Below are 26934 nucleotides of genomic sequence, written 5' to 3'. Positions count from 1 at the left end.
AATGACGGATCGCCTCCTGGACTCCGCCGCATCACTTCTCGATGCCGGTGACGCGTGCCGCATCGCCCATATCCGGTCGGCCCGTTGGATCAGCCATCCGGTTGCATGTCGCGCCCATAACGCCATGCGTCTGCTACTCGATCGGCCAGTAACCTTGCGTCCCAGAGGGCTCTTGCTGACAGGCCCCTATCACAATGGCAAGACGATGATCGTCGAACGCTTTGCGATTGAACATTTGCGGCAGTCAGAACGTCAAAGGATCTGGATGATCCAGACCCGAGAAGGTGCCGGACTGTCTCACTTCTATGCCAGCATTCTTGCCGGGCTGCGCGCGCCTCAGGCATCTGGTTGGCGGAGCCTGTCGCGCGCGGGCGAGCAGGTGGATCATTTGCTGGACAGCTTGAAACCCCGCCTGCTCATCTTCGATGAGTTTCACAGCGCCCTTCGAGGGCGCCGACAGGACGTGAAAGCTATCTTTTCGTTCCTGCGCCGTATCGCTCGTGTCCACGACATTTCGCCCGTACTGGTTGGCGAGGTTGCGGTCTATGACGCGGTACACGACACCGAGGAAATGGGATCGCGGTTCGATACGATCCCTATTCCCAGATGGGCGTATGACGAGGATTTCGCGACGCTCCTCGATAGTCTTGAGACCAGCATGCCTCTCGCCCGAGCCTCGGACCTGTCGCGACCATCACTGGCTGAGATCATCCATGAATTGTCAGAGGGCTTGATCGGAGAGGTCGTCGATATCGTGAGCAACGCGGCTATCACGGCGATAAGGAACGGCGAGGAACACATCTCTGAAGCGACCATCGCCTCGCTTGGTTACACGTCCCTGTCAAAACGCCGAAATGCTCCTTTGCGCCGCGAAATGATGTGACCCAGTCTGCGTCCGAGATCACAGTCACACCTGCGCGCGACTACGGCAATGAGGTGGGGCAAGGCTGGCCCGTCGTTGTTGCACCGGCACCCGGAGAGCTTCTGTCGAGCTGGCTGCATCGGCTGGCCATGGCCAATGGAATTCCTCCTCAATATTTTGGGCGGGTTCTGGATGTCGCAGGTGCAGATTGGTCTGCGAAGCTTGACCGAAATCTTCCCGGACGGGTCCTCAATTTGCTGGTCGAGCGAACCCGGTTGCCCGCCGAGGAGATTGATGGCCTGGCTTTGCACCGCGACCCGCTGGCCCGGTTGCGAGTGCGGCTGATCACAGGATCAGGAGATGCCCGCACATCGACCGCTCGGGTCAATCGCCTGCAATATTGCCCGGCATGCCTGAAAGAGGATCGCGCACCGTTCTTCCGGCGCGGCTGGAGCCTGGCGACGCGCGTTTCCTGCTTTCGGCATGGATGCCGCTTGCGCGATCACTGCCCTGCCTGCGGCGGCGGCATTGCGCCTGCTCGACAGAACCGGCTTCTGCCGCAACATTTCTGCGTCTGGTGTGATGCTGATCTCCGAAAACCCACCCTGCCCGCCGAGTATGATGTGCAGCGTCTCGAACGGCTCATCGACGATTTGCTTCGAATGCATGTTGCGGGACATGGACGGCATGGAAAGACATCCCTGCCCGCCATGCTTGGGGCGGCTTGTTTCACGTTCAATGGCCAGCCGACGTCAATTTCGCGCTTGCCGCACCGGGTCCGCTACGTATTGTTCCGCCAGTTGGCCGATGGAATGACGCACCTCCAAAAACATTCCGTGCATCCTGCAATTGATCTCTGGACCCGCATTGCACGGGCTGCGCCCAAGCATTCCGACTTGGTGGCGTCATTGAGTGCAGAGATCACGTCACAGATCACACCGGGAACAAAGACGCGCTCCAGACATCCTGATTCGGCGGACTTACAACAGGTCATCGTTCGCCTTCATTCAAACCGCCGCACATCATTGGCAACGGCTATGACTGCGAATTGATGACCCCTGCATCCTCCATCTGCTCCCGATCGGGCAGGTCCTGCAGCGACTCCAGATCGAACGCGACCAGGAACTGCTCCGTCGTCACATAGGTATAGGGTGCCCCGCGCCGCGGCGACCGTGGCCCGGTGACGATCAATCCACGCGCATGCAATCTTCCGATCAGATCTCGGCTGATCTCTTTGCCGAAGATGTCTTTCAGGCCGTCCCGTGTGATCGGCTGGTGGTAGGCGATGGCGGCCAGGACAGCGACATCGTACTCGCGCAGATCGAGGTCCTGTTCACCTATATCAGCGGCGGTCCGGATCGCCGGGGCGTAGGCGGGCCTCGTCCTCAGCATCCAACCGCCGGCGACCTTCGTCACTTCGAATGATCGGCCGTCAAGGTCAGCGGCCAGGTCCTCTATCAGAAGCTCAACCGAAGCTCCTTGCCCTACCACCCGAGCCAGGTCCTCGCGCGGCACCGGCGATGCGCTGGCGAAGAGAACGGCTTCAATCCGCCGCATCCATTCGCGCCAGCGCAATTCGGCTGGCAGATCGTTCAGTTCCCGATCGAAGTCAGTTTCGGCGTGATCCTTGGCCATCGCTCAGATCCCGTAGAGCCGGAACGTGTCGCGGCCGGTCAGCTCGCGCACCGCGCCGAGATCGACCAACCGGTCACAGAGCCGCCGTGCGGACCGGTCCGGTAGTGGGAGGGCCGCAGGCGCGACGGCATCTTGGGCCAGGAACATCTCGACGGCGGCCTCCGCGCCTTTGGCACGCAGCTTAGGCGCGACCGCTTTGAGATGCGCTGCCCGCCGCGCGAGGTCAGTTGAGAGACGCACGGCATCGACCGCCGATGAGACGAGCGCACGATGACAAGCCGAGCGTAGGTCTTCGCCTCGCTTGCGCATGTCGGAGCGTTTCAGGCCCGCGGCCAGAAGCGGCACGACATGATCCCAACCAAGCGCCTGAGCGAGGGTCGCGTCAGCAAGGACGAGCGCGGGTACCTCGGCACGGGGGGCATCGTTTAGTACCGCCTCCAGCACCATTGCCGCGCGACTGACCGGTGCTCCCTGCCCGGCGTCGAGCCAACTCGCGATCTGATCACCCTGAAGTTCTGGCAGCGCCCGGACCAGAGCTTTCACGGTCACCGGCCTTTCCGTGGCAAGACGCCACGCCAGATATGTTTCGCCTGCCGGGCCGGGAAGGTCGCCGGGGCGCAGCATATGAACCACGTCACGCAGTTCCCCTGCCCGCTCCAGACGACCCGAAAACGCAACACAAGCCTCCGCCGCGCACAGCGCGAGCCTGTCCCGCAGCAAAGGCTGGTGGACAGGCTGGTATCCTAACACAAGATGCAGGTGGCTCAGTGCTGCGCCCGACAAAAACGCCACATCTTCAAGGGTTTCGGCGCGTGCCGAGGTGACCCAGGACGGCATCCGGGGTAAGCTATCAGGGTCGCTGTCGAAGGTTGGGCGGGCATATGTCATGCCACAACACTATCTTGCGGCGGCGCTTTTGGCTACCATATAGTGTAGAAACCGCCCCTCTTTGCTGAACCGTTATATGTCCAATAATCTTGCATTATCGGGCGTAAAAATGATATGCTCGAAAACATGAGCAGTCCTACGAATAACAGCACCAAAATCGAGGATTCCGACGCGTCTGGCGCAGAGATTTCGAGCTCAGCGTCCTATGACTCGTTGAACGGTGACGAACACGACAAGAGAACCTCTCGGGACCGAGCCTCAATCGCCCTGCCCGCCAATGTGGCCGGCTCCGGCGCACTCGACCGGCTGATCGATACCGCCCGTGGCTACGCCGAGGCCTCGACAGCCGGGAACACGAACAAGGCCTATGCGGCCGACTGGAAACACTTCAGCCGCTGGTGCCGGTTGAAAGGCATGGAACCTCTGCCCCCCGCGCCCGAGATGATTGGACTTTATGTGGCTGATCTGGCTGCACCAACCGGGAAGGCCCCTACCCTTTCGGTCTCCACGATCGAGCGCCGTCTCTCGGGGCTTGCCTGGAACTACAGACAGCGCGGGTTCACTCTTGATCGCAAGGACCGGCATATCGCCACCGTTCTGGCCGGGATCAAACGCAAGCATGCGCGCCCGCCGGTCCAGAAGGAAGCGATCCTGCCTGAGGACATCCAGGCCATGGTGGCCACCCTTTCCTACGATCTCCGCGGGCTCCGAGACCGGGCGATCTTGCTTTTGGGCTATGCAGGTGGCCTGCGCCGGTCGGAGGTGGTCTGCCTCGATGTGCATAAGGACGATACACCGGACTCCGGCGGCTGGGTCGAAGTCTTCGACGGCGGCGCCCTGCTCACCCTCAATGCCAAGACCGGATGGCGCGAGGTTGAGGTCGGGCGTGGCTCAAGCGGCCAGACCTGTCCCGTCCACGCGCTTGAGCAATGGCTACACTTTGCGAAGATCGACTTTGGGCCGGTCTTCGTGCGCACCTCGCGGGACGGCAAGCGTGCCCTCGAGTCCCGCCTTTCCGACAAGCACATAGCGCGACTGATCAAGGCAACCGTTATGAAGAGTGGCATCAGATCCGATTTGCCGGAAGCCAAACGGTTGGCAATGTTCTCGGGGCATTCCTTGCGTGCCGGGCTCGCCTCGTCGGCAGAGGTTGATGAGCGCTATGTTCAAAAGCAACTCGGACATGCGTCGGCCGAGATGACCCGGCGCTATCAGCGCAGGCGCGACAGGTTCCGGGTGAACCTGACCAAAGCCGCAGGGCTGTGAAGCTCAGGATTCTTGACCCATTGGTGAAGCGCTAAGGTGAAATTCCAGCGCTTCAGTTTCAGCTTACTGCTTCAATTGAAATCGGGAACTAAACGCGACACAGCGCAAGGAAACCAAGGGTTTTTGGACGAGCGCGACGAGAGAGTACCTACTTGCATTCGTTTACAAACGGTCGTTTATTAGTGGTACATGAAACTGCAAACGGCCTGTTTTGATGCCCCTGATCGGCTATGCGCGCGTCTCAACCGAGGATCAGACCCCCCTGCCCCAGTCGCAGGCCCTGAAATCCGCGGGTTGCGCCGAGATCCATGAGGAACAGGCCTCGGGCGGCAATCGTGCGCGGCCAGTGCTTGCGCGGGTGTTGGAACGCATCGGCAAGGGCGACACGCTGGTCGTCGTTCGGATCGACCGACTGGCGCGGTCGCTGTCGCATCTGCTGGAGGTGATCGAGCGGCTGGAGGCCAAGGGTGCGTTCTTTCGTTCCATTCAGGACCCGATCGACACCGGATCCCCGCAAGGCAAGTTCACGCTGCAGGTCCTGGGCGCTGCGGCCGAGTTCGAGCGCGCCCTGATCCGGGAACGCACCAAGGCCGGCCTCGCCAGCGCGCGCACAAAAGGCCGCGTGGGCGGGAACCCTGGGCTGCGGGCCAAAGACCCTGCTGCTCTTCGCAAGGTGCGGCTGGCGCGACAGGACGGCTACATTGAGCGTCTGAACGAGACGGCACAAGATTGGGTGCCCCATGTGCGCCGGTTGCGCCCCGACTTGGCCTGGGAGGATGTGTTGCGCATCGTCAACGGCCCCTTGCCCGAGGCGCGTCGCTGGACCCAAAGCCGTCTTTTGCGCGCCGTGAAGGCCTATGTCCGCGATGGGTTCCTACCCAACGAGGTTCTGGCCCGCGCCGGCCGCCGCGAAAGGGACGATCGCCTGCCCGCCATTATTGCCGCCATCAAGGGCGCGGATCCCGAGATCACGCTTCAGGCGATCTGCACCCGGCTGGAAGCGATGCGCGAACGCACGCCCCGTGGCCGAACGAGATGGCAGCCCTCATCGGTCAAGATGCTGTTGGAGCGAGCCGAGAGGCTGGGGCTGCTCGATTGAGATTCCCGAGAATCGCCCATCCGATTCTGCCGACTGATTTCTGTACGCACTCACAATACATCTTGTGGTCACTACGTAGTTGGCAACGAGGTGTTGAAGTAGAGCGAGAGCGCAGTCGCCCAAGACGCTGATTTTTAACAGTTTACCGTCGACAGAAATCGGTGCCTTCAACACCCCCAGGCCGCTCAACGGTTTGGTCTGGATTTATCCACAATATCTGTTAAGCTTTGCAAAACAATAAAGACTTGAGGGCAGTGATGAACGGGATACGGGCCTCCCAGAGATTTGAAGTCATGTCCAAGCGGCTTGGTAGTCGGTTGCGTGAACATGCGCAGGAAACCTTCCCACCGGACGCTCAGAAGGGCCTCCGACGCTTCGCCATGCGGGAAGCGGCTGAACTGCTTCGCATTAATCAGAATACCTTTCGCCATCATGTGTCAAACCTCGAAGGCTTTCCCGAAGGTGTCCTGGAGGGCGGCAACCGCCGTAGCTTCTCTGCAGAGGAGATGGTCGAGGCACAACGCGTACTTCTCGAGACTGGAAGGATCAAGCCAGAAGAACACCCGCACAGAAGACCGGGAGAGGCTTGTCAGGTCTTGACGATCTTCAACCTGAAGGGTGGTTCGGCAAAGACGTCATCTGTTGCCCATGTAGGACAACTACTGGGTCTGCGCGGCTACCGGGTCTTGCTGATCGACCTCGACAGCCAGGCAAGTCTGACAAACCTGTTCGGGGTTACTCCCGAGCTCGATCCGGAGATGCCGACTTCATACGATCTTATCCGATCCGACGATCCATTGCCCGCAGCAGATATCATTCGCAAAACGAACTTCCCGACTGTGGATCTGATCCCGGCATCCATGGACATCATGGAGTACGAGTTCGAGGTCGCCCTGAGCTTCAGACACGGCGCCACCACGTTCCATAGCCGCATCCGGGAAGCGCTTGAGCCCGTCCTCAACCGATATGATGTGGTGATATTTGACACCCCACCGCAGCTGAACTTCTCGGTGATCTCTGCCCTCTTTGCATCGACCGGGGTCCTGATCCCGCTCAACGCGTCGATGCTCGATGTCATGTCGCTGGCGAGCTTTCTGGGCATGGCGAGCAACCTGATGGGCGTCGTCGAGGCACACGCCCCGGAACATGGACTGAACTTCGTGCGAGTTCTGATCACCCGCTACGAAAATACGGATGGTCCGCAGGTGCAGATTTCATCTCTGCTTCGGACAGTCCTCGGGGATGCCGTGCTGTCTGCCGAGTTTCTGAAATCAACAGCCGTAGGTGATGCTGCGAACACCCAGCAGAGCATCTTCGAGGTCGAACCTCGCGACGTGAATCGCAGAACTTACGAGCGCGCGATCGAGTCCGTCTCGCGCGTGACCGACGAAGTCGAACGCGAAATCCTGAAAGCATGGGGGCGTAGCCATGGCGCGTAAGGTCTTCGGGGACTCACTCAAGAACGCGATGGGCAAAACGCCGCCTTCGGACGAGAATCTGGATGTGAAGCGAACGAGCCCGACTGTAGCTCGCGCACAAGCATCCGTGCTCGAAGAGGATAAACACGCCACGCGGCTGATCGACCCGACCGCCATACGGATGTCCGCGGTCATGGACCGCATCGATCCAAGCGATGGTCTGGATGAGCTTGTCTCGTCGATCCGCGAGCACGGTCAAAAGGTTCCAGTGCTGGTTCGCCGAACCCAGGACGGTGCGCTTGAGATCGTCTACGGACGCCGTCGGCTTTTAGCTTGTCGCCAACTTGGTCAGAAAGTGCGCGCCACGGTCATGGAGATGACCGACGAGGAAGCTCTCATTGCCCAAGGCGTAGAGAATAATGCGCGCCAAGACCCATCGTTCATCGAAAGGGCTCTGTTTGTCGCCGGGATCATTCGAGAACTTGGGAAAACCGACGAAACGCGCAAGAACGCTCAAACGATCGCGTATCGGGCACTTCAGATCGATGAATCGCTCGTCTCGCGGATGAACCGTATCGCTACGGGCATCCCGATGGAACTGATCCAGGCTATCGGACCTGCACACGGCGTTGGCCGACGGGTTTGGGAAAAGCTTTTCAGGCTGTGCGAGAAAGACGTCGCGAGAGCCCGAGAAGTTGCCGGCGAAATCCCTCGCAACATCCCGGGCCCCGACCGTCTCGAAGCGGCGGTTGCCTTGCTGACAGCCACCAAACCATCGACGCAGAGGACACATCCGAGTGAGCGCGTGAAGATCGGCCGAAAGGGCAACCGCATCACCATCGATGTGGACGCTGATCTTGTCCCTCGTGTTGAGGAGGCAGTCCGGAAGCTGGTCATGGAGCTTCTTGACCGCGGTCAAGACGAGCCAGAGTGACGACCCCGTGTCTTGACCGCGGTCAAGACATCAAAAGCAACGAGCAGAAAACGAAAGGAGGACCGGCTAGAAAAAGAAAGACCCCCCGAAAGCGATGCTTCCGAAGGGCCTCAATCAGTCTCGACACCTGATTGATACCCCAAAAACGAATCGATTTCAACACCGCTCGCGGTGAACGGGGAAGCTTTTTCTTCCGAAACACCATGAGACATGCAACTGAAACAACGACCGCCCTGGCGGAACGGATATCTCTGCCCTGCCCTAACCCCTACGAGCTTCTGGGCCCAGTTCGCGTACTGAGGAAGGAGCTCGGTCTCACAACCAATGACCTCGCCGTTCTGACCGCGCTCATTAGCTTCCTACCCCGCAAAGAACGTGAGATTCAGGACAGCCAGCGACTTACGCTCACTGTCGTGTTCCCGTCGAACGCTTCTCTGTCAGAGCGCGCAAATGGACTCGATGAGAGAACACTTCGACGCAGCTTGGGACGCCTCTCAGCTGCTGAACTAATCGAACGCAAGAACTCAGCAAATGGCAAACGCTTTCCGCTGCGGTATGGAGGCGTTATCAGAGATGCCTTTGGCATCGACCTGAAGCCCTTGATCCAGAGGTACGGCTCGCTCGCGACGCAAGCCTTGCAACTCACCGAAGAACGCGAGCGCTTGCGCTCACTGAAGGCTGAGGCGTTGGCCCTACGAGCTTCGCTACTCCAACAGACACGCTTCGACGAAGCAAAGCTCTCTACCCTCAACATGATCAGAAATGTCCTGCGTCGAGCAACATTAACCGTTGATGCAGTCCTGAGCGTTATCTCGGAACTTAGAGCCCTCGGAGCCGATACTGACGCAAGCTACGGTGAACACCATGCTGCAGAAAAAGCTGGTTCCGAAGATAATTTACAAGCTATCGAACACCGACCTTATGCACCAGAATCCAACGATCTGCCCGCCACAAACGGACAAAATGTCCGGCACATAGAGTCTATAAAAAAAGATATTAAAAAGATTGCTCACTCTACGGTCAATCGCAGTGAACAAACCACAAAAACCAAACCGACGATGAACCGAGACCCAGCACGCATGGCATGGGAAGATTTCACCCATGTTGCAGGATTTTTCCCAGAACCGCCACGGACAGGAGAAGCCCTTACCCGCATTCTATACGACCTCGGTCGATTGCTTAGAATAAGCCAAGACGAACTTCGGTATGGCATCCAGAAAGCTGGCGCGGGAAAACTGCTTCTCGTCTTCGACTACCTGATAGCAAGAGCAGACACGATCAAACACCCTGACGCCTATTTCGAAACGATCCTACGCACACAACTTGCTCCCACATGAACTTCTTGACCGCGGTCAAGAACGATCGTGAGAGGGAAAGGAGTGTTGGTTTGAGGGTGACGGGAAGTGAGATCGGGAGAGTGGCTTCCGACGCCCGTCGTGGAGAAGATCTGATGACCAAAGCTGTCCAGAAAATCACCCTGTCCCCTTCACGGGATATCCCTTTCGACAAGCTGGTGCTCAGCCAGTCCAACGTGCGGCGCATCAAGGCTGGCGTGTCGGTCGAGGAACTGGCCGAAGATATCGCCCGCCGCGGTCTCTTGCAAAGCCTGAGCGTGCGGCCCGTCGTGGCTGACGATGGTACCGAGACCGGCAAGTTCGAAATCCCGGCCGGTGGACGGCGGTTCCAAGCCTTGTCTTTACTGGTGAAGCAGAAACGCTTGGCGAAGACCACGCCCATTCCCTGCATCGTCCGCGATGCTGCGTCCGACATCCTCGCCGAGGACGATTCCCTTGCGGAAAACATGCAGCGCGTCGCCCTGCACCCGCTCGACCAGTTCCGCGCGTTTGTGTCCCTGCGCGACAAGGGTCAGAGCGATGCAGAGATCGCTGCGGCCTTCTTCGTAACGCCGCAGATCGTGAAGCAGCGCCTGAAACTCGCCTCCGTCGCCCCTGCCCTGCTTGAGGTCTATGCCGAGGATGGCATGACGCTGGAGCAACTCATGGCCTTCACCGTGAACCCCGATCACGCGCGTCAGGTTCAGGTTTGGGATGTGATTCATTCATCCTGGAACAAGGAGCCATTCCAGATCCGGCGCATGTTGACCGAGACCTCGGTCCGAGCGTCCGACCGACGCGCGGCCTTTGTGGGTGTTGAGGCCTATGAAGCGGCGGGCGGCACGATGCTGCATGACCTCTTCCAAGGCGATGACGGTGGCTGGCTCGAGGACCCTGCCCTGCTCGATCGGCTGGTGACGGAAAAACTCCAGGCCGAGGCTGAGACGGTTGCGGTTGAGGGCTGGAAGTGGATCGATGTCGCGCTTGACCTGCCCTACGGCTACAGCCACGGTCTGCGGTCCTTGTCTGGCGATCCGGCGCCGATGACGGATGACGAAGGTGCGGCCCATGCCAAGCTGCTCGCCGAGTATAGGGCGCTGGAAGAGGAATACGCGGGTCAGGATGAAATCCCCGACGAGGTCGACACGCGGCTTGGCGTGTTGGAAACGGAGATGGAAAAGATCGAGACCCGGCCATTGATCTTCGATCCCTTGGAAATCGGACGGGCAGGGTCGTTCGTCACGCTCGACCGCTACGGCGCGCTGGCAGTCTATCGCGGCTATGTGCGCCCAGAGGATGAGCCCGTTGAGGAGACCGCGGTCCAGGATGGTACTGATCCTGCGGCGGCGGGGCAGGGGGATGGTCGTGATCTCACCGATGGCCTTGGCAGTGCTGCTCATGGCGGCACCGTCATCACGTCGGGTGGCCAGCCGATCGGAGCTGACTTGCCGGAGGATGAGGACGACGGGGCGTTGAAGCCGCTGCCCGAGCGGTTGGTCATGGAGTTGACGGCCCATCGGACGCTGGCGCTACGTGAAGCGATCGGGCGCTCGCCGGATGTCGCGCTGACGCTGCTGCTTCTGAAGCTGGTGACGGACACCTTCCGCACCTCCTCTGCTTCGGGCAGCTGTCTCGAGGCATCCGTGCGTCCGGTCTACATGTCGGCGCAGGCGCCCGATCTCAAGGATAGCGTGGTGGCGAAGCTGGTCGACGAGCGTCATGCGGAATGGGAAGCCGATCTGCCGCTTGGCGATGATGCGGCACTTTGGGCCTATCTGACGGTCCTCGACCAAAGCAGTCGGCTGGCCTTGCTGGCGCATTGCCTCAGCTTCGGCGTCAACGCGCTGCATGAGAAGGTGAACCCATACGGGGCAGGCATCTCCGCAGGCGGTCTGACCCGGCGGATGGCGCATTCCGATTTCGTGGCGCGTGCCACAGATCTCGACATGGTCGAGGCGGGCTGGGAGCCGACGGTCGACACCTATCTCAACCGCGTGCCCAAGGCCCGCATCCTCGAGGCCGTGCGCGAAGCGAAAGGGGAGGGGACTGCCCAGCTCCTCGATCACCTGAAGAAAGGCGAGATGGCCAGTGAAGCCGAGCGCTTGCTGAAGGGCAGCGGCTGGTTGCCCGAGGTCCTGCGCCGGAACGATCTCGTGGCGCTGGACGATGAGGACCGTGCCGAAGGGCAGGGGCCGGATGTCGATGCCGAACTGGCTGACAGCGTCAGTGAGGCTGACCTTCCTGCATTCCTGACGGATGACCTGCCTGCTCAAGGCGCGTCGATGCTGGCCGCGGAATAACGTGATCCAGCGGGGGGCGGAGATTCCGCCCCCAATCACCCTATAACGTAACAATATCAATAAGATGAATGCGATTACTCGCATTCGGAATGAGGAATCATGTCTGCAACAACCATCATCGACACCGCGCCCCTTGGGGCGCTCATTCGCTACACCGACGGCAGTCCGAAGCCACCGGCACGCTTCACCAAGAAGCTTGCCGCCTGGGAGCGATCGAACGGCGTCGGCCGTCTCGTGAAGAAGGAGCCTCCCCGGGTCTATACGACCTGGACGGCACCAGCCTCCTTCACGCTACATGAGGGCAACTTCTCCTCGGACGGGGTGATCCTCGTCACCATCATGCGCAGCCATTCTGCTGACAGCGCCCTCGTCTTCGAGGTGGCCGAAGAACCGAAGCCCGGCCAAGTGCGCGTGCTTCTCGACTTCGGCGGCAACACGGAGCTGCTGCATCTGGCGGAATCCATCACCGCGGCAGAGCTTTGGATCGCCAAGGAAGGATACAGCAATGCGCGGCTCGAAATCGTCGGCGATGAAAATAGCGAAAGGGCAGGGGGCGCGGACCTGGCCGCCTGAGCCCAACTGAAACCGAGGGGCCCGTCCAAGCGCGGGCCTCTCAACCATCACAACCTTGTCCTTTGAGTTCGCGGGGCGCCAAAGGAACCATCCCCAAGGAAGGACGTCTTCAACCAAGAGCCTGCCCGGGAGGCTGGCGGCGTTAGAAGCATCAGCGGGATAACCGGCTCCAGTCGGCAGGGCACCATCCCCCGCTCGCCATTCCCTTCCTTGGCCCGAATCCTGTCTTCGAGATCAACCCGCGAGGGGTCGGACTACGGGCAAGCCCGTGCCGCCGGGCGGATTCGGACAAGGCGAACGCACCCGGTGATGTCAGCCAGTATTCGGGCCTTCGAGGTCCTGTCGCGCGGGGGATGGTCCCCCGCCTCCCAGACAGGAGCCAAACAGATGTCCCGCAAAGATGCACACGCCTTCGCCGCCTCCCTCGCTACCACGCTCATGGTCTCGATCGTCGTCTTCCAGGCTGGGGATGGAACCTTCGGCGCCGTCCCCGCCGATGAAATCGACGGCGACGAGGTCGTGATCGTCTCGGAATACGATCCCTTCGGGTGAGGCTTCGGCCTCACTTCCCGAGGGCTTGGCGCAAAAACGGCTATCGCCGATAGATGGCCTGCTCTACAGAGCAGCCCTAAGTACATAAAAAATATAAGAAAATAGCTCTCCTATCAGAAAGCTTTCCTACGTTTCTGCGATTTTCTTCAAACTATGACGTCGCCGGTGATGCGTCAGACTTCAAGGCCAATGCTCCCGATCTTTCACACGGGCATTAGGAGCATCTGTTGGCAATCTGACGGATGCCTGAAATCCAGAAGTTTCACCGGGACGTGGTGACTGGAGCAAGAGAGAGGTTTCGATCCGTTCTGCGATGGCTGCAACGATAGCGAGGCCAAGCCCGCTACCATCAGTGTTTGCATCTGCCCTCTCGAAGCGCCCTGTCAGGCGTTTGAGTGTTTCGGTTGCTACCGCGGGGCCCTCGTTTGCCACGATCAACTGCCCCTCGCTCGTGAGTGTAACCGCGACTGGGGCATTCTGCGCCCCGTGGCGTAGGGCGTTTTCCACCAGATTCCGGCACAGAATTCCCAATGCGTCGGGGTCGATATCAGACAAGACAGGCGTGTCCGGCAAGTTCAACATAAGGCGCCCGTTCTCTGTGCTGCGCGCAATATCTTCCACCACGACCCGAGTGATGGTTCTGACATCAGCGCTCTGGTCCATCCGAAGTCTACCGCCTTCCGCCCGCGCAAGCTGCAGGAGACGCTCGGACAGCCGAGTGAGACGCTTGAGCGTCGCCTCGATCTCGGCGGCGCGCGCTTCGATGGTCGGATCTTTGGTCTCTGATCGCAGTCGCTGCGCCTGGGCGATAGCGCCCGCCAACGGTGTCCTTAGTTCATGAGCTGCATTGGCTGCAAAACTTCGCTCAGCCTCGAACGCGTCGCGCAACCGAGCCAAAAGGTTGTTCAAGGTTGCGGCCAGCGGTCCGATTTCCGTCGGCAGGTCGGCCGCGGGTACTTCTGACAGGTCGCGCACGCCGCGCGCTTCAAGCCGCGTACGGAACCGATGGAGAGGGGCGAGGCTAAAGCGCACAGCGAGAATAATCGACGCGAGCGCCAACGGCAGCACGACCAGCAGCGGCAGGCCGAGGCCCATCTGGATTTCCCGAGCAACCGATGCGCGATGCGCCAACGGTTCGGCCACGGTGATGCTGATCGTCCCCTGGAGTGCGGCGTCGCTGTAGAGGCGATGTGTGGCGTTCTGCCTAAATCCCGGCCCATCGTATGGAGGGAACACGGCAGGGTCCGCCGCATGGGATTGCAGCAGGATGCGTCCCTCGGCATCGCGTACGATGTAGGTGAAGAACTCGTCATGCTCACGGATCGGCGCGAGGCGCTGCGTCACACCCTGATCTTCCCGCCCGACGATGTCGGTCACGGCCAGCGGCAGGATGCGCTCGGCGGTTTCACGCAGGGCGCTGTCAAAGACCTCGTCCATCTCGCCCCGAACGATCACCGCGGTAACCGTGGCGGCGGCGAGCCAGAGGATCGTCAGCACAAGGCCGAGTGACAAGCCGAGCCGCACCTGAAGGCTGGATGGCCACATCATGGCTTGCCCAGTCGGTAGCCCATGCCGCGCTCGGTCTCAATGATGGCGCTCCCCAGTTTCTTGCGCAGGCGGCTTACGTGCACCTCGATGGTGTTGCTCTCGACCTCGGCGTCGAAAGCGTAGAGCTTCTCCTCCAACTGCGCCTTGGACAGGAGCTGCCCAGGACGCGCCAGGAAGGCCTCGAAGAGCGCCCATTCCCGCGCCGTCAGCGGCACATGTCTGCCATCCCGATGGACGCTTCGCGCGGCAAGGTCGATGTCGAGCGGTCCGTGGGTCACGATCGGGTTGGGGTTTCCGCTGTAGCGCCGCGCGACCGAGCCAATCCGTGCCGACAGTTCCGACAGGTCGAAAGGCTTCACAAGATAGTCGTCAGCGCCTGCGTTCAGCCCCTCTATCCGGTCTGATATCTGGTCGAGCGCTGTCAGGATGATCACTGGCGTCACGTCCCCACGCGTCCGGAGGCCCTTGAGGAACCCGATACCACGTCCGTCTGGCAGCATGAGGTCGAGCAGGAGCAGGTCGTAGGAGGTTGCGCTCATCGCGTCTGCCGCCGCGTCGAGCCGCGTGACCCAGTCTACTGACTGGCCATCAGCTGCGATCTGGTCGCGCACGGCAGCGCCGAGAGTCGTGTCGTCTTCGATCAGCAATACGCGCATGGTCGTACCCGTCCTTTCCTGATGTCCCTCCATGATCCGTCTGGCTGACACGAAGCTGAAGCGTGTGGGTCAAGCCCCTTCAGGCTGCCGTCAGCTTCGCGGCGCATGAATGGCATCAAGAGGCGAGCCACTAGGAGTGTGCCCCATGAAGAAGACATTGACAATTATCGGCTTTCTCGCGGTCTTTCCGGCCGGCGCGGTGCTGGCTGACGACGATTGTTTCGTGCCGATGGCCGAGTGGCAGCCGCGCGATTCTGTTGCCCGTCTTGCCGAGGAAAATGGTTGGACGGTCCGCCGGATCAAGATCGATGACGGCTGCTACGAGATCGACGGCAGGGATGCCGCAGGGCGCGCGATCGAGGTGACAGTCCACCCGGCCACGCTTGAGGTGATCGAGATCGAATACGAGGACGACGAGGGCGATCGGCGCGACCGGGACCGAGAGGGAGGCCACGATGACTGATGCAGTGCATCGCGCCGGTGATGTCCCGGCGCCTGGCTTTCCGACACTGCCCATGATGGGCCCGTTGCTGGTGGCGCTTCCGTGCCTGCTGGCGGCACTGCTCGGGTTCAACACCTATGCGCCTTATGGCGCGGATGCGGCACTCGGCATCGCCGTAGGGGCCGCGGCAGTTGTTGCAATGGCGCAGACCCTGATCCTCGCCGCACGGCCGCCCCTGGTGGAGCAGTTGTTCGGCGGTCTCGACCGCATGTACCGGGTCCACAAATGGCTGGGCATCTCCGCGATGGTCCTGATGATTTTGCATCAGCAGATCGAGCCGGACTTCGAGCGGACGGTGCGTGAAACCTCCCTTGGTGAACTTGGTGAAGAGGCGGGCGAACTTGCCTTCAACGCGCTTCTCGCCCTGGTTGCTGTCAGCTGGTTCCGGAGATTACCTTTCATCGGACTAGAAATCCCCTATCAGATCTGGCGGTTCAGCCATCGTTTCATGGGGGCCCTTTTTGCCATCGTGGTCTTTCACCAGTTCTTCGTCGACATGCCGACAGAGGTAGATCCATTGCTCTCGGTGCTTCTGAACACATTCGGCATCGCCGGAGTGATCGCGTGGATATTTACCGAGCTGGTCGCCCCGTACCTGCGGCGTAGAGAATTCACCGTCACAGAGATCAGCCAGACCAAGGACACCACCACGCTGACCCTCCGCCCCGAGGGGCGGGCCATGCGGTGGCGGCCGGGGCAATTCGCCTTCTTTCGCGCGCCAGAGGCAGGACTGTCTGAGCCGCACCCTTTCACGATTGCCAGCGCCCCGCGCCCTGACGGCACCCTGACGTTCTCCATCCGGGCTCTGGGTGGGTGGACACGGCGCCTTCCCGCGACTTTGCGGACCGGAACGCGCGTGCAGGTCGAGGGCCCCTATGGACGGTTCGATTTTCGCAAGGGCGGTGCACGTCAGATCTGGCTTGCCGGCGGCATCGGCATCACGCCGTTCCTAGCCTGGGCGGAAAGCCTGACAGAGGCGGAGCGTCGCGACATTCACCTCATCTACTGCGTTCCGACACAAGAAGAGGCGATTGGGGTAGAGACGCTGCGCGCTGCGGCTGCCCGCAACCCGAGGTTCAGTTTCGAGGTCGTCGTCACGACGCGCGATGGCAGGCTCACGGCCGAGCGCCTGATCGGCGCGGTCCCTTTCGCGATCCGGCAAGCCGATTTGTGGTTCTGCGGCCCAACGGGTCTGAAGGATGGGATTCTCAAAGGCTTGAAAGCACAAGGCCAAACGCCTCGCCGCGTCCGCTTTGAGCAGTTCGAATTCGCCTGAACGCGGGGCAGGGCGCATAGCCATGCCAGCCCTGTAGCCTGCGCTCGCATCTTTTTGGCCCCGCCATAATCGGCGGGGCCATTTTCCTGACGGCAAGCTGAAGCAGGAATCGCTGGGGCGTCAGGAAGCCCTCAGGTCGACGCGCCAGATTGGTCTCATCAGACGAAAGGAGACCTTGCCATGAAAAAGACCCTGACCCTTCTCGCAGCGACAACGGCGCTGACCGCCGCCATCGGCGTTCCTGCCTGGAGCGCGATGCAGGCCCCGGCCGACAGCATGCTTCGGCCCGTGGCCGCGCTCTTTGACGACGCCTCACAAGATATGCCTCTCATTCTCGCAAGCGACGATGACGACGACGACCGCTGGCGGGACGGTTCGCGTCGCGGACACGACGATGACGATGACGATGATGATGATGACTGCGACGACGACGATGATGACGACGACGATTGTCGGGGCGGTGCCCGCAATCCCGCGCCCGCTGGAACGGTCGCTCCTCCGCAGAACGGCCTCTTCGGAAACGGCGCCCCTCCGCAGGTTCAGGTGAACTGAACAGCTCCGAAGCACCCTGAACAAGGATCATTCCCATGAAATCACTTCTCGCAACGCTCGCGCTGACCACCGCACTCACGCTTCCCGGCCTCGCTATGGCACGGCCCGTGACGCTCACTACCACCCTTAACAACTATGGCGGCGACGGCGCCTACCTCGCGCTTTACGTTACCGACGCCTCGGGCGCCTATGTCGGCAGTCTCTGGATGGCCGGCGACAAGTCCAAATACTACGAGCATCTGAGCGACTGGTACCGTGCCACGGGCGGCGATACTGCGCAGGTCAACGGCATTACCGGGGCCAGCGTCGGCGCGGGCCGCAGTCTTGAGATCACGCTTGATCTGGCCGATGCGCTGTTCGATGCGGGCTACACGCTCCACATCGACGCGGCGGTCGAGGACATGCGCGACAGCCCGAACGAGGTGGCGGTGCCGCTTACGTCCGATGGCGCGGGCACTCCGGTGACCGGGCGGCGCTACATCGCCAACTTCTCCTACGACATGTGAGGGGCAGGGCCATGATCCGTACACTCCATCGCTGGCCGGGTCTTCTGGCCCTCGCGCTCGTCACTATCCTGAGCCTAAGCGGCGCTGCGCTCTCGGTCTTTCCGGCAGTTGAGCGCATCACCGCGCCGCAGGTGGAGACTGGCCTGACAGTCGCCACCCTCGTGGACGGCATTCAGGCCGTCTATCCGGGCGTCGAGCAGATCCGGCGGTCGCCCTCCGGTCGGATCACCGCCTATTGGTTCGATCAGGGCGCGCCGGGTGCTGCCGTGATCGACCCGGCGACGGGCGCGGGCGTGGCCTCGGCCGACCCGAACCAGGCCCTTCGTTGGCTGACCAACCTTCATCGCTCGCTCTTCCTCGGGGATGGCGGGCGCATCACAATGGCCGCCGGGGCCGCAGCGATGCTGGTCCTCTCGCTCTCGGGTGCTGTGCTGGTCGCGCGGCGGGCGGGCGGATGGCGGAACTGGTTCGCGCCCTTGCGCGGTCCGCTCGCGGGCAGGCTGCATGTCGAGATCGCCCGGATCGCCGTCATCGGCCTCGTTCTGTCCTCGACCACCGCCCTCTGGATGACCGCCTCTACCTTCGATCTTCTGCCGGACGGAGGTGCCATCCCGGCCATGCCGACCGAGGTAAGCGGAGAGACGGGGTTTCCTCTCGATCAGATGGCCACGCTGCTGCAAACGCCCGTCGCCGAGCTGCGCGAGCTGAGCTTTCCCTATCCCGGTGACGCGACGGACGTGTTCACGCTGAAGACTGACCGGGGCACCGGCTATCTCGACCAGGGAACCGGCGCGCTCGTGGCATGGGCCGACTTGACCGGGTGGGAGCGCGTCTCGGAAACCATCTACATGCTGCATACGGGGCAGGGGGCGGCGACGCTCGGCCTTGTGCTCGGGATGATGGCGCTCGGAGTACCGGCGATGGGCGTGACCGGCGTCCTGATCTGGCTTGCCGGGCGGCGCGGGCGGCCGCGCATCCGCGGCAACCAGCCCGCAGGCCGTGCCGAGACGATCCTTCTTGTCGGCAGCGAGGGTGGCAGCACCTGGGGCTTCGCCGCGACCCTGCATGCCGCGCTGACGGCAGCGGGGCGGAGCGTCCATGTTGGCCCGATGTCGGGCTTCGCACCAGAGCGCTACGCCCGTGCCGAGCGCATCATCGTGCTCGCCGCGACCTATGGCGATGGTGCGGCGCCCGCCTCGGCCAAGGGGTTCCTCGACCGGATGAACGCGTCGGCCCCTGCGCCTGATATCCAGATGGCCGTGCTCGGCTTCGGGGACCGCAGCTTTCCGGCCTATTGCGCCTTTGCCAAGGCCGTCACGGCAGCGGCGCAGGCCAAGGGTTGGGCCGAACTCATGCCGCTGGACACGATCGACCGCCAATCGCCACAGGATTTCGCGCGCTGGGGCCGCGCGCTTGGCGAGGCGCTTGGCATACCCCTTGACCTTGCGCACCAACCCGTCTTGCCGCGCACTGAAACATTGACCCTCGTCTCGCGGCGCAACTACGGGGCCGAGACGCAGGCAGCGGCCGCGATCCTGCGCTTCGCCCTGCCGCGCACGCCGCTGTGGCAACGGCTGACGGGCGCGGGTTTCGCGCGGTTCCAGGCGGGCGACCTGATCGGTGTCCTGCCGAAGGGCAGCGCCGTGCCACGCCTCTATTCGCTGGCCTCGGGCCGACGCGACGGGTTCGTCGAGATCGTGGTGCGCAAGCATCCGGGTGGTCTTGCCTCGGGCCAGCTAACCGCTTTGGAGCCGGGCGATACCGTCACGGCTTTCCTGCGGCGCAATCCCGGTTTTCACGCCGGTCGCGGTCGCACGCCGCTGATCCTGATCGGGGCGGGCACCGGCATCGGGCCGCTGGCGGGCTTCATTCGCGGCAATGCGCGGCAACGGCCCATCCACCTGTTCTTCGGTATGCGACATGCCGACAGCGATTTCTTCTATGGCGAAGAAATGCCCGACTGGCAGGCTGAGGGGCGGTTGACACGGGCCATCACCGCCGTCTCGCGAGGGGCGCGGCGCAGCTATGTGCAGGACGCCCTGCGCGGCGAGGCCGGTCAAGTAGCGGACCTCATCCGGAATGGGGCGCGCGTGATGGTTTGCGGCGGGCGCGACATGGCCATGGGTGTGACCGATGCGTTGACCGAAATTCTCGCACCCGTCGGGCTGACGCCCGCAGTTCTGAAGGCGGAGGGGCGGTATGTCGAAGATGTCTACTGAAAGTGCGCGCATCGCCCTGAATGGCCCGACAATGGGCACGCGTTGGACGGCCTTGTTCTACGCGGAGGCGGGCTGCGACACGGACGCAATCCGCGCCGCGCTTCAGGCGGCTGTGAACGAGGTGGACTCACAGATGTCGACCTGGAAACCAGACAGCGCCCTGATGCGGATCAACGCGGCGCCGGTGGGCGATTGGGTGGTGGTGCCGGAACAACTGTGCGCGGTCCTGGGCCTTGGCCTTGAAATCGGGCGCGCCTCGGGCGGGGCCTTCGATATCGGCATGGGCGACGCGGTAACGGCCTGGGGCTTTGGGCCCGAACCCGCCGCCCCCGAGGGCATCCGCGCCGCCATGGCCGCGCCCCGCCGCCCGGCGCATGAGGTGCTGGAGATCGAGGGGATGCAGCTGCGCAAGACCGCGCCCGTCGCGCTGGATCTGAACGGCATCGCCAAGGGTCATGGCGTGGACCGGCTGGCCGAGACGCTGCGCGAACACGGAATTGGCAATGCCCTTGTCGGCATCGATGGTGAGATGCGTGCAATGGGCGTCCGGCAGGATGGCGAGGCGTGGATCATCGCAGTAGAAGCACCGGACCCTGATCGCCGGACGCCGCATGCGATCCTGGCACTTCAGGACGCTGCCGTCGCGACCTCCGGTGACTACCGCCACTGCGTCGAGGTTCAGGGACGACGCCTGTCGCATACTATGGATCCGAGACGTGGCGCGCCGCTGATCGCGTCGCCCGCCTCCGTCACCGTCGTGGCCCGCACCTGTGCCGAGGCCGACGCCTGGGCTACGGCGCTGATGGTGCTCGGTGCGGAGAAGGGTGCGGACCTCGCAAGACAACGTGGACTCGACGCCCTGTTTCTTCTGCGCGATGATGAAGGGAATGCAATGGGCGTGGGAGTCGGGCGTCTTTTTTCCGAAGAACCAGCGGCAATCGCCTCAGCCGGGGGAAGATGAACCGCATGGAACAGACCCGTACCGATCGCTTCAAGACCGCACTCCTGCTGATGGCCTCAATCGGGCTGATCGTGGGACTCGCATTCTACCTTGCGGGCCGGAGCGATATCGCGAACCTGATCTGGATTGCAGGAGTTGTTCCCGCGCTCGCAGCGCTTGTGGTCGAAATCGTCCGGAGCATTGGGCGTGGCGAGGTGGGCCTCGATATCGTTGCCGCGCTGTCAATGTCGGCGGCGCTTGTCTTCGGCGAGACATTGGCTGCGGCTGTCGTCGCAGTCATGTATTCTGGAGGCACCTTCCTCGAAGCCTTCGCTGAGGGCCGTGCTCGTCGTTCGATGAAGGATCTTTTATCTCGCGTACCCCGGACCGCGACGCGGCACCGGAACGACGGTCTTGAGGATGTGCCTCTCGAAGAGATCGTACCGGGCGATCGCCTGCTGATCCGGCAGGGCGATGTCGTTCCCGTGGACGGTACGGTGGCGTCCGACACCGCCTTCCTCGACACCGCGGCGCTGACCGGCGAGTCCCTGCCAGTCCGGCTGGCGCGCGGGGCCGACGCGATGAGCGGCTCGACCAACGCGGGCGAGGCCTTCGACCTGACGGCGACGCGCGAGGCCAAGGACAGCACTTATGCCGGGATCGTCCGTCTAGTCGAGGAAGCGCAGGCGTCCAAAGCGCCGATGTCGCGGCTGGCCGACCGCTGGTCGCTGGGCTTTCTGGTCGTCACCGTCAGTATCGCCTTCGCGGCCTGGTGGTTCACAGGCGATCCGATCCGCGCGGTCGCCGTGCTGGTGGTCGCCACGCCCTGTCCGCTGATCCTTGCCGTGCCGGTCGCACTGGTCGCGGGTCTGTCGCGCGCGGCGCATTTTGGCGTGCTGATCAAGGGCGCAGGGCCGCTCGAGACAATGGCGCGCATCCGTACGCTGATCCTCGACAAAACGGGGACGCTGACGGATGGCCGTCCGCAGATCATCTCGATCGACAGCCACGATGGCATGACCGAGGACGACATCCTCCGCCTTGCCGCCGCGCTCGATCAGGCATCGAAACACCCCGTGGCGCAGGCCATCGTCGCCGCCGCCAAGGCACAGGGCTTCACGCTGACTGTTCCGACAGAGGTGGCTGAGATCCCGGGCGAAGGGGTCTTGGGGCGTGTGGAGGGCCGCGAGGTGATCGTCGGCGGCGACGGCTTCGTGGCGTCCCGGGTCGGGCGACCTGGGGGCGATCACCCCGCCAAGGGCGCCGGATCGGTCCTTGTCGCAGTGGCAGTTGACGGTCACATGGCCGGGCACCTCGTCATGTCCGACCCGCTGCGCGAGGGAGCGGGTGCCATGCTGGACGGTCTGCGCCGCCAAGGGATCTCGCGCATCCTGCTAGCCACTGGCGACCGCGCAGACGTCGCCGAGCGCGTGACCGAGGGGCTGGGCCTCGACGGGCTGCGGGCCGGTCTGACGCCGGATCAAAAGGTGTTGCTGGTGCTCTCCGAGCGTAAACACGGGCCGGTGATGATGGTGGGTGACGGCGTAAACGACGCGCCCGCCCTGGCCGCGGCCGATGTGGGCGTGGCAATGGGGGCACGGGGCGCCGCGGCCTCGGCCGAGGCCGCCGACGTGGTCCTGCTCGTCGACCGGATCGACCGGCTGGGACCCGGCATCGAGATCGCGCGCGCCTCACGCCGGATCGCGGTCGAAAGCGTTGTCGCCGGGATCGGCCTGTCTGTCATGGGCATGATCGCGGCCGCTTTCGGTTACCTCACCCCGGTCCAGGGTGCGCTCCTGCAAGAAGTGATCGACGTTGCCGTGATCCTGAATGCCCTCCGCGCCCTGCGTATCGCTCCCCATGAGCCAGCTACGGGCAAACCGCAGGCCATCATGTCAGAGCAAGCTGACATCGTTCAAGGAGCCACGCCATGAGCCGTCTATCACATTCTGAAATCCATATGGTGCATCGCATCGGCTGGCTGCGGGCCGCCGTTCTTGGCGCCAATGACGGTCTTGTCTCGACCGCGAGCCTCGTCGTCGGCGTCGCCGCAGCGGGCTCCGGCAAGCCCGAGGTCATGATCGCCGGGCTGGCCGGGCTTATGGCTGGCGCGATGTCCATGGCGGCGGGGGAGTATGTCTCGGTCAGCTCGCAAACTGACGCCGAACAGGCGGACCTCGCCCGAGAGAGCCGTGAACTCGAGGAAACGCCCGAGGCCGAGCTCGAGGAACTAACCCGGATTTATGTTGAAAGGGGGCTGGACCGCGACCTGGCTGAAAAGGTGGCCGTGCAACTGACTGAACGCGACGCGCTCGGATCGCATGCGCGCGATGAGCTCGGCATTTCGGAAACCGTGACGGCCCGCCCTATCCAGGCGGCTCTGGTGTCCGCACTGACCTTCGCAGCTGGGGCGGTGCTACCCCTGATCGTCGTGCTGCTGGTCTCGGAGGCGCAGATCGCTCCCCTGGTGGCTGGATCGACGATCCTCGGCCTTGCGGTTCTTGGCGGATTGGGCGCTTCGGCCGGCGGCGCAGGCGTCGTCCGTGGGGCCGCGCGGGTCACGCTATGGGGAGCGCTTGCAATGGCGGCGACAGCCGGGGTCGGTGCGCTCTTTGGGGTCGCCGTAGGCTAGAAGACAATCGGGTGTGAACGTGTTGCGAGGCCACGACTCTCCTTGTGTGCAAAAAGGCCCACGAAGTAACTGAGCCTAGTTCGGACTTGGAAACAGCCCCGACAATGGCAGCGCCGTGCAGGCTTTCACCTGTTCGAGGGCGAAAACCGAACTCACGCTCCGCAACCTGATGCTTGATGTCAGGGTGTCGTAGAATGCGTCAAATGCCGGCATGTCGGGCACGACCACTCGCAGCATGAAGTCATGGGTTCCGGCGAGACGATAGATGTCGCGAACCGGCTCGAGCGTCTCAGTGACGGTAAGGAACTCTGTGCGCCATTCTGCCGTATGATCGATGGCTTCGACCATCACGAAGGCTGTCAACGAAAGCCCAAGCGCGTCAGGGTTCAGCAAGGCCACGCGGGCGCGGATGACACCAGCCTCTTCATGCTTCTGGATGCGCTTCCAGCAGGGCGTCTGCGACAGACCCACCTTGTCGGCGATGCGGGCGACCGGAACGGTCGCATCCCGCTGCAGGATGTCGAGAATCTTCAGATCGATCCGGTCGAATGTCATCGCGCCTCCTCTCTGGCCGTTACAGGCTGTCACCTTCGAGTCGGGGCAAGGATGCCACAATTCTCTTAAATGTCGATCATCTTTATCGTGTTTATGTGTTCGCCCTCGCTTTGTGCACAAAACCTGATAATGTTGATCTTGTTAGTCGCAGTTTTGAGAGCCACTTAGGACCGATGATCACCCACAAGACCAAGTACGCGCTCAAAGCCCTCATGGTGCTCGCCGATGAAAAGGCTGGTGAAGGCACAGCCCTGCGCATCGAAGAGATCGCAGAACGCTCCGGCGCGCCGAAACGGTTCCTCGAGCACATCTTGCTCGATCTCAAGCGCGCCGGGCTGATCGGGAGCCGCCGGGGTCGCAAGGGCGGATACGAGATGATCAAGGAAGCCAGACGCGTCTCGCTGGCCGAAGTGCTGCGCCTGATCGACGGCCCGATGGCGCCGCTGCCTTGCCTGTCGCGCAAAGCTTACCAGCGCTGCGAGGATTGCACCGACGAACAGACCTGCCGGGTGCGCGCTGTCTTCGGAGGCTTCTACGCCACCTACATCCTGATGATCGAATCGCTCACGGTCGCAGATCTCCAGAAGGATGCGAGGCCCTTGGAAAGCTTCGGCTTGCCGGAACCCGCTGCCGGAGAATGATCTTCTAAAATCACGACCAAAAAGAGCGTGATTCTTCCTTTGCTAATCACGATTAAGTCTGTCGTTATTTAGGTGTCAGGCGGCGCTGGTGGCGTGTTCGAGGCAGGCCATGCGCGCCTGTCGGGGCATCCAGTCGCGACCCCAAGGTCGAGCGAGACGGTCAGTTTTCACTCTGCGTTCCGCAAGGCCCTGACCGGCGGTCATCTGCGCGGCGGTCTGCTGGCAGGATTGACGGGTCTTGTGCTTGCCTTTGGCGGCACGACCCCCGCGGCAGCGCAAGATAGTATCGAGATCCTGAACGTCTCCTACGACCCGACCCGCGAGTTCTACCGGGAATATAACGAGCTCTTCAACGCGTGGTGGACCGCGCAGGGCAACGCGCCGGTTACCATCCGGCAATCCCATGGCGGGGCAGGCGCACAGGCGCGTGCCGTGATCGACGGGCTGGAGGCGACCGTCGTGACGTTGGCCTTGTCAGCGGATATCGACGCGATTTCGGAACGCACGGGTCTTTTCCCGGCCGACTGGCAGTCGCGGCTGCCGCACAACTCCTCACCCTACACCTCGACCATCGTGTTCCTGGTGCGCGAAGGCAATCCGCGCGGCATCGAGGATTGGGACGACCTCGTCGCCGATGGCGTGCAGGTCATAACCCCGAACCCCAAGACGAGCGGCGGCGCGCGCTGGAATTTCCTTGCAGCCTGGGCCTATGCCGAGCGGAACGACCTGGATCCGGCCGAGTTCGTCGGCGCAATGTATCGGAACGTGCCGGTGCTGGACACCGGGGCGCGCGGGTCGACCACGACATTCACCCAGCGGGGCATCGGCGACGTGCTGCTGGCTTGGGAGAACGAGGCCTTCCTCGCGTTGGCGGAACTGGGCGAGGATGCCTTCGACATCGTCGTGCCTTCGGTCTCGATCCTGGCCGAGCCGCCGGTGACGCTGGTGGATGGCAACATCACCTCCGACGCGCAGCGGGCGGCAGCCGAGGCCTATCTCCAGCATCTCTACAGCCCCGAGGCGCAGGCGCTGGCGCTTAGCCACTACTACCGCGCCTGGGACACGTCGCAGGCCGCCCCCGAGGACGCTGCGCGGTTTCCCGAGGTTGAGCTGGTCACCATCGCGGATTTCGGCGGCTGGCCCGTGGTGCAGCCCGAGTATTTCGGCGAAGGCCGAATCTTCGATCAGATCTACGAGGAGTAAGACATGAGGGCGGGTATTCTCCGCTCGCCCTCACCCCTTCCGGGGTTTGGGCTGAGCTTCGGGATCATGATGACGGTGCTATCCATCGTGGTCCTTCTTCCCATCGGGGCGCTTCTGGGCCGCGGTCTGATGATCGGCCCGGCCGATCTGTGGGAGATGCTGAATTCGCGCCGGATCTGGTCCGCGCTGTCGCTTTCCTTCCGTGCGGCGCTGATTGCGTCGCTGTTCAACCTCGTCTTCGGGCTCATGCTGGCCTGGGTGCTGGTGCGCTATCGTTTCTGGGGCCGCCGCTTCATCGATGCGGCGGTGGACCTGCCTTTCGCGCTGCCCACGGCAGTGGCGGGTATCGCGCTGACCGCGCTTTACGCCCCGAACGGCGTCTTCGGGCAGGCGCTGGCGCCGCTCGGCCTCCAGGTCGCCTACACCGAGGTGGGCATCTGGGTCGCCCTTGTCTTCATCGGGCTGCCCTTTGTTGTGCGCACCGTCCAGCCGGTCATCGAGGAGCTGGAGGCGGATCTCGAGGAGGTTTCCGCCACGCTCGGCGCCCGCCGCGCCTACACGCTGCGCCGGGTGATCCTGCCCACGCTGACGCCCGCTCTGCTGACCGGCTTCGCGCTCGCGCTGGCGCGGTCGGTCGGTGAATACGGCTCGGTCATCTTCATCGCGGGCAACATCCCGAACCTGACCGAGATTGCGCCGCTGCTGATCGTGATCCGGCTTGAAGAGTACAATTACGACGCCGCCGCCGCGATCGGCATCGCGATGCTGATCATCTCCTTCGCGATGCTGCTTGCCATCAACGCCATCCAGACCTGGAGCAGACGGAGGATCGGACTTGTCTGA

At 62.6% G+C, this 26934-nt stretch carries 26 protein-coding genes; 21 read left to right on the top strand and 5 right to left on the bottom strand.

All coding sequences use genetic code 11. The features are described from left to right. Window position 1 precedes the first annotated feature (1 nt). Both QO033_RS17090 and QO033_RS17085 read left to right on the top strand, forming a co-directional pair. On the top strand, window positions 2–883 hold the full coding sequence (locus QO033_RS17090) for a TniB family NTP-binding protein (RefSeq protein WP_228866802.1): 882 nt from the start codon (window positions 2–4) through the stop codon (window positions 881–883). After that, entirely contained in the window at window positions 880–1914 is a 1035-nt protein-coding gene (locus tag QO033_RS17085; RefSeq protein WP_228866803.1) for a TniQ family protein, read from the top strand. Before QO033_RS17090 ends, QO033_RS17085 begins: the two co-directional genes overlap by 4 nt. Here QO033_RS17085 and scpB read toward each other — a convergent pair. Together scpB and QO033_RS17075 are read right to left on the bottom strand one after the other, a co-directional pair. Further along, window positions 1898–2497 (bottom strand): SMC-Scp complex subunit ScpB, encoded by a 600-nt coding sequence (gene scpB, locus QO033_RS17080; protein WP_284482184.1) that lies wholly within the window; start codon window positions 2495–2497, stop codon window positions 1898–1900. The two genes, QO033_RS17085 and scpB, sit on opposite strands and share 17 nt — an antisense overlap. 3 nt (window positions 2498–2500) lie before the next feature. Further along, entirely contained in the window at window positions 2501–3385 is an 885-nt protein-coding gene (locus QO033_RS17075; RefSeq protein ID WP_284482183.1) for a DUF1403 family protein, read from the bottom strand. A gap of 126 nt (window positions 3386–3511) precedes the next feature. On the opposite strand from QO033_RS17075, the gene QO033_RS17070 reads away from it, so the two are divergent. From QO033_RS17070 to QO033_RS17035, 8 genes are all read left to right on the top strand, one after another. Beyond that, window positions 3512–4651: a tyrosine-type recombinase/integrase gene (locus tag QO033_RS17070; RefSeq protein ID WP_284482182.1), complete on the top strand. Its 1140-nt coding sequence runs from the start codon at window positions 3512–3514 to the stop codon at window positions 4649–4651. Between the two features lie 214 nt (window positions 4652–4865). Further along, window positions 4866–5750 (top strand): recombinase family protein, encoded by an 885-nt coding sequence (locus tag QO033_RS17065; protein WP_080457345.1) that lies wholly within the window; start codon window positions 4866–4868, stop codon window positions 5748–5750. 293 nt (window positions 5751–6043) lie between these two features. Further along, window positions 6044–7189: a plasmid partitioning protein RepA gene (repA, locus tag QO033_RS17060; RefSeq protein WP_176214348.1), complete on the top strand. Its 1146-nt coding sequence runs from the start codon at window positions 6044–6046 to the stop codon at window positions 7187–7189. Further along, complete coding sequence (locus QO033_RS17055) at window positions 7179–8102, top strand: ParB/RepB/Spo0J family partition protein (RefSeq protein ID WP_284482181.1); 924 nt, start codon at window positions 7179–7181, stop codon at window positions 8100–8102. Before repA ends, QO033_RS17055 begins: the two co-directional genes overlap by 11 nt. Window positions 8103–8233: 131 nt before the next feature. Then, window positions 8234–9439: a helix-turn-helix domain-containing protein gene (locus tag QO033_RS17050; protein ID WP_284482180.1), complete on the top strand. Its 1206-nt coding sequence runs from the start codon at window positions 8234–8236 to the stop codon at window positions 9437–9439. A 113-nt stretch (window positions 9440–9552) separates the two neighbouring features. Next, the gene (locus tag QO033_RS17045; RefSeq protein WP_284482179.1) at window positions 9553–11736 is read left to right on the top strand and encodes a ParB/RepB/Spo0J family partition protein; all 2184 of its coding nucleotides are present in this window, start codon (window positions 9553–9555) and stop codon (window positions 11734–11736) included. Between the two features lie 99 nt (window positions 11737–11835). Next, a complete protein-coding gene (locus QO033_RS17040) occupies window positions 11836–12309 on the top strand; it encodes a hypothetical protein (RefSeq protein WP_080457350.1) in 474 nt (157 codons plus the stop codon). Between the two features lie 387 nt (window positions 12310–12696). Continuing rightward, window positions 12697–12861, top strand: coding sequence for a hypothetical protein (locus QO033_RS17035; protein WP_176214349.1), 165 nt, complete (start codon window positions 12697–12699; stop codon window positions 12859–12861). 180 nt (window positions 12862–13041) lie between these two features. Here QO033_RS17035 and QO033_RS17030 read toward each other — a convergent pair whose 3' ends face one another. Both QO033_RS17030 and QO033_RS17025 read right to left on the bottom strand, forming a co-directional pair. Further along, on the bottom strand, window positions 13042–14409 hold the full coding sequence (locus tag QO033_RS17030) for a sensor histidine kinase (RefSeq protein ID WP_284482178.1): 1368 nt from the start codon (window positions 14407–14409) through the stop codon (window positions 13042–13044). Continuing rightward, complete coding sequence (locus tag QO033_RS17025; RefSeq protein WP_284482177.1) at window positions 14406–15065, bottom strand: response regulator transcription factor; 660 nt, start codon at window positions 15063–15065, stop codon at window positions 14406–14408. Before QO033_RS17025 ends, QO033_RS17030 begins: the two co-directional genes overlap by 4 nt. Window positions 15066–15210: 145 nt before the next feature. Between QO033_RS17025 and QO033_RS17020 the strand changes: the two genes are divergently transcribed. The 8 genes from QO033_RS17020 (at window position 15211) to QO033_RS16985 (ending at window position 23692) form a co-directional block, all read left to right on the top strand. Then, window positions 15211–15528 (top strand): PepSY domain-containing protein, encoded by a 318-nt coding sequence (locus QO033_RS17020; RefSeq protein ID WP_284482176.1) that lies wholly within the window; start codon window positions 15211–15213, stop codon window positions 15526–15528. Continuing rightward, window positions 15521–16843 (top strand): ferredoxin reductase family protein, encoded by a 1323-nt coding sequence (locus QO033_RS17015; RefSeq protein WP_284482175.1) that lies wholly within the window; start codon window positions 15521–15523, stop codon window positions 16841–16843. Before QO033_RS17020 ends, QO033_RS17015 begins: the two co-directional genes overlap by 8 nt. 180 nt (window positions 16844–17023) lie before the next feature. Continuing rightward, window positions 17024–17395 carry a hypothetical protein gene (locus tag QO033_RS17010; RefSeq protein ID WP_284482174.1) on the top strand — a complete coding sequence of 124 codons (372 nt, stop codon included), beginning with the start codon at window positions 17024–17026 and terminating at the stop codon, window positions 17393–17395. 35 nt (window positions 17396–17430) lie between these two features. Further along, window positions 17431–17901 (top strand): DUF2271 domain-containing protein, encoded by a 471-nt coding sequence (locus tag QO033_RS17005; protein ID WP_284482173.1) that lies wholly within the window; start codon window positions 17431–17433, stop codon window positions 17899–17901. An 11-nt stretch (window positions 17902–17912) separates the two neighbouring features. Beyond that, a complete protein-coding gene (locus QO033_RS17000; RefSeq protein ID WP_164687372.1) occupies window positions 17913–20120 on the top strand; it encodes a PepSY domain-containing protein in 2208 nt (735 codons plus the stop codon). Next, entirely contained in the window at window positions 20101–21081 is a 981-nt protein-coding gene (locus QO033_RS16995) for an FAD:protein FMN transferase (RefSeq protein WP_164687373.1), read from the top strand. Before QO033_RS17000 ends, QO033_RS16995 begins: the two co-directional genes overlap by 20 nt. A gap of 5 nt (window positions 21082–21086) precedes the next feature. After that, window positions 21087–22994 (top strand): heavy metal translocating P-type ATPase, encoded by a 1908-nt coding sequence (locus tag QO033_RS16990; RefSeq protein WP_284482172.1) that lies wholly within the window; start codon window positions 21087–21089, stop codon window positions 22992–22994. Continuing rightward, window positions 22991–23692: a VIT1/CCC1 transporter family protein gene (locus QO033_RS16985; protein ID WP_080457360.1), complete on the top strand. Its 702-nt coding sequence runs from the start codon at window positions 22991–22993 to the stop codon at window positions 23690–23692. The genes QO033_RS16990 and QO033_RS16985 overlap by 4 nt, the downstream gene beginning before the upstream one ends. Window positions 23693–23767: 75 nt before the next feature. Here QO033_RS16985 and QO033_RS16980 read toward each other — a convergent pair whose 3' ends face one another. Then, window positions 23768–24247: an Lrp/AsnC family transcriptional regulator gene (locus QO033_RS16980; RefSeq protein ID WP_284482171.1), complete on the bottom strand. Its 480-nt coding sequence runs from the start codon at window positions 24245–24247 to the stop codon at window positions 23768–23770. A gap of 173 nt (window positions 24248–24420) precedes the next feature. Between QO033_RS16980 and QO033_RS16975 the strand changes: the two genes are divergently transcribed. From QO033_RS16975 to cysT, 3 genes are all read left to right on the top strand, one after another. Beyond that, window positions 24421–24888, top strand: a complete 468-nt coding sequence (locus tag QO033_RS16975; protein WP_284482170.1) for an RrF2 family transcriptional regulator — start codon at window positions 24421–24423, stop codon at window positions 24886–24888. Between the two features lie 240 nt (window positions 24889–25128). Next, a complete protein-coding gene (locus QO033_RS16970; RefSeq protein WP_284482169.1) occupies window positions 25129–26091 on the top strand; it encodes a sulfate ABC transporter substrate-binding protein in 963 nt (320 codons plus the stop codon). 3 nt (window positions 26092–26094) lie between these two features. Beyond that, a complete protein-coding gene (cysT, locus tag QO033_RS16965) occupies window positions 26095–26934 on the top strand; it encodes a sulfate ABC transporter permease subunit CysT (RefSeq protein ID WP_284482168.1) in 840 nt (279 codons plus the stop codon).

It is taken from the genome of Pseudodonghicola flavimaris, from assembly GCF_030164425.1.
Classification (GTDB): domain Bacteria; phylum Pseudomonadota; class Alphaproteobacteria; order Rhodobacterales; family Rhodobacteraceae; genus Pseudodonghicola; species Pseudodonghicola flavimaris.
This window is presented reverse-complemented; position numbering and strand designations above follow the sequence as displayed.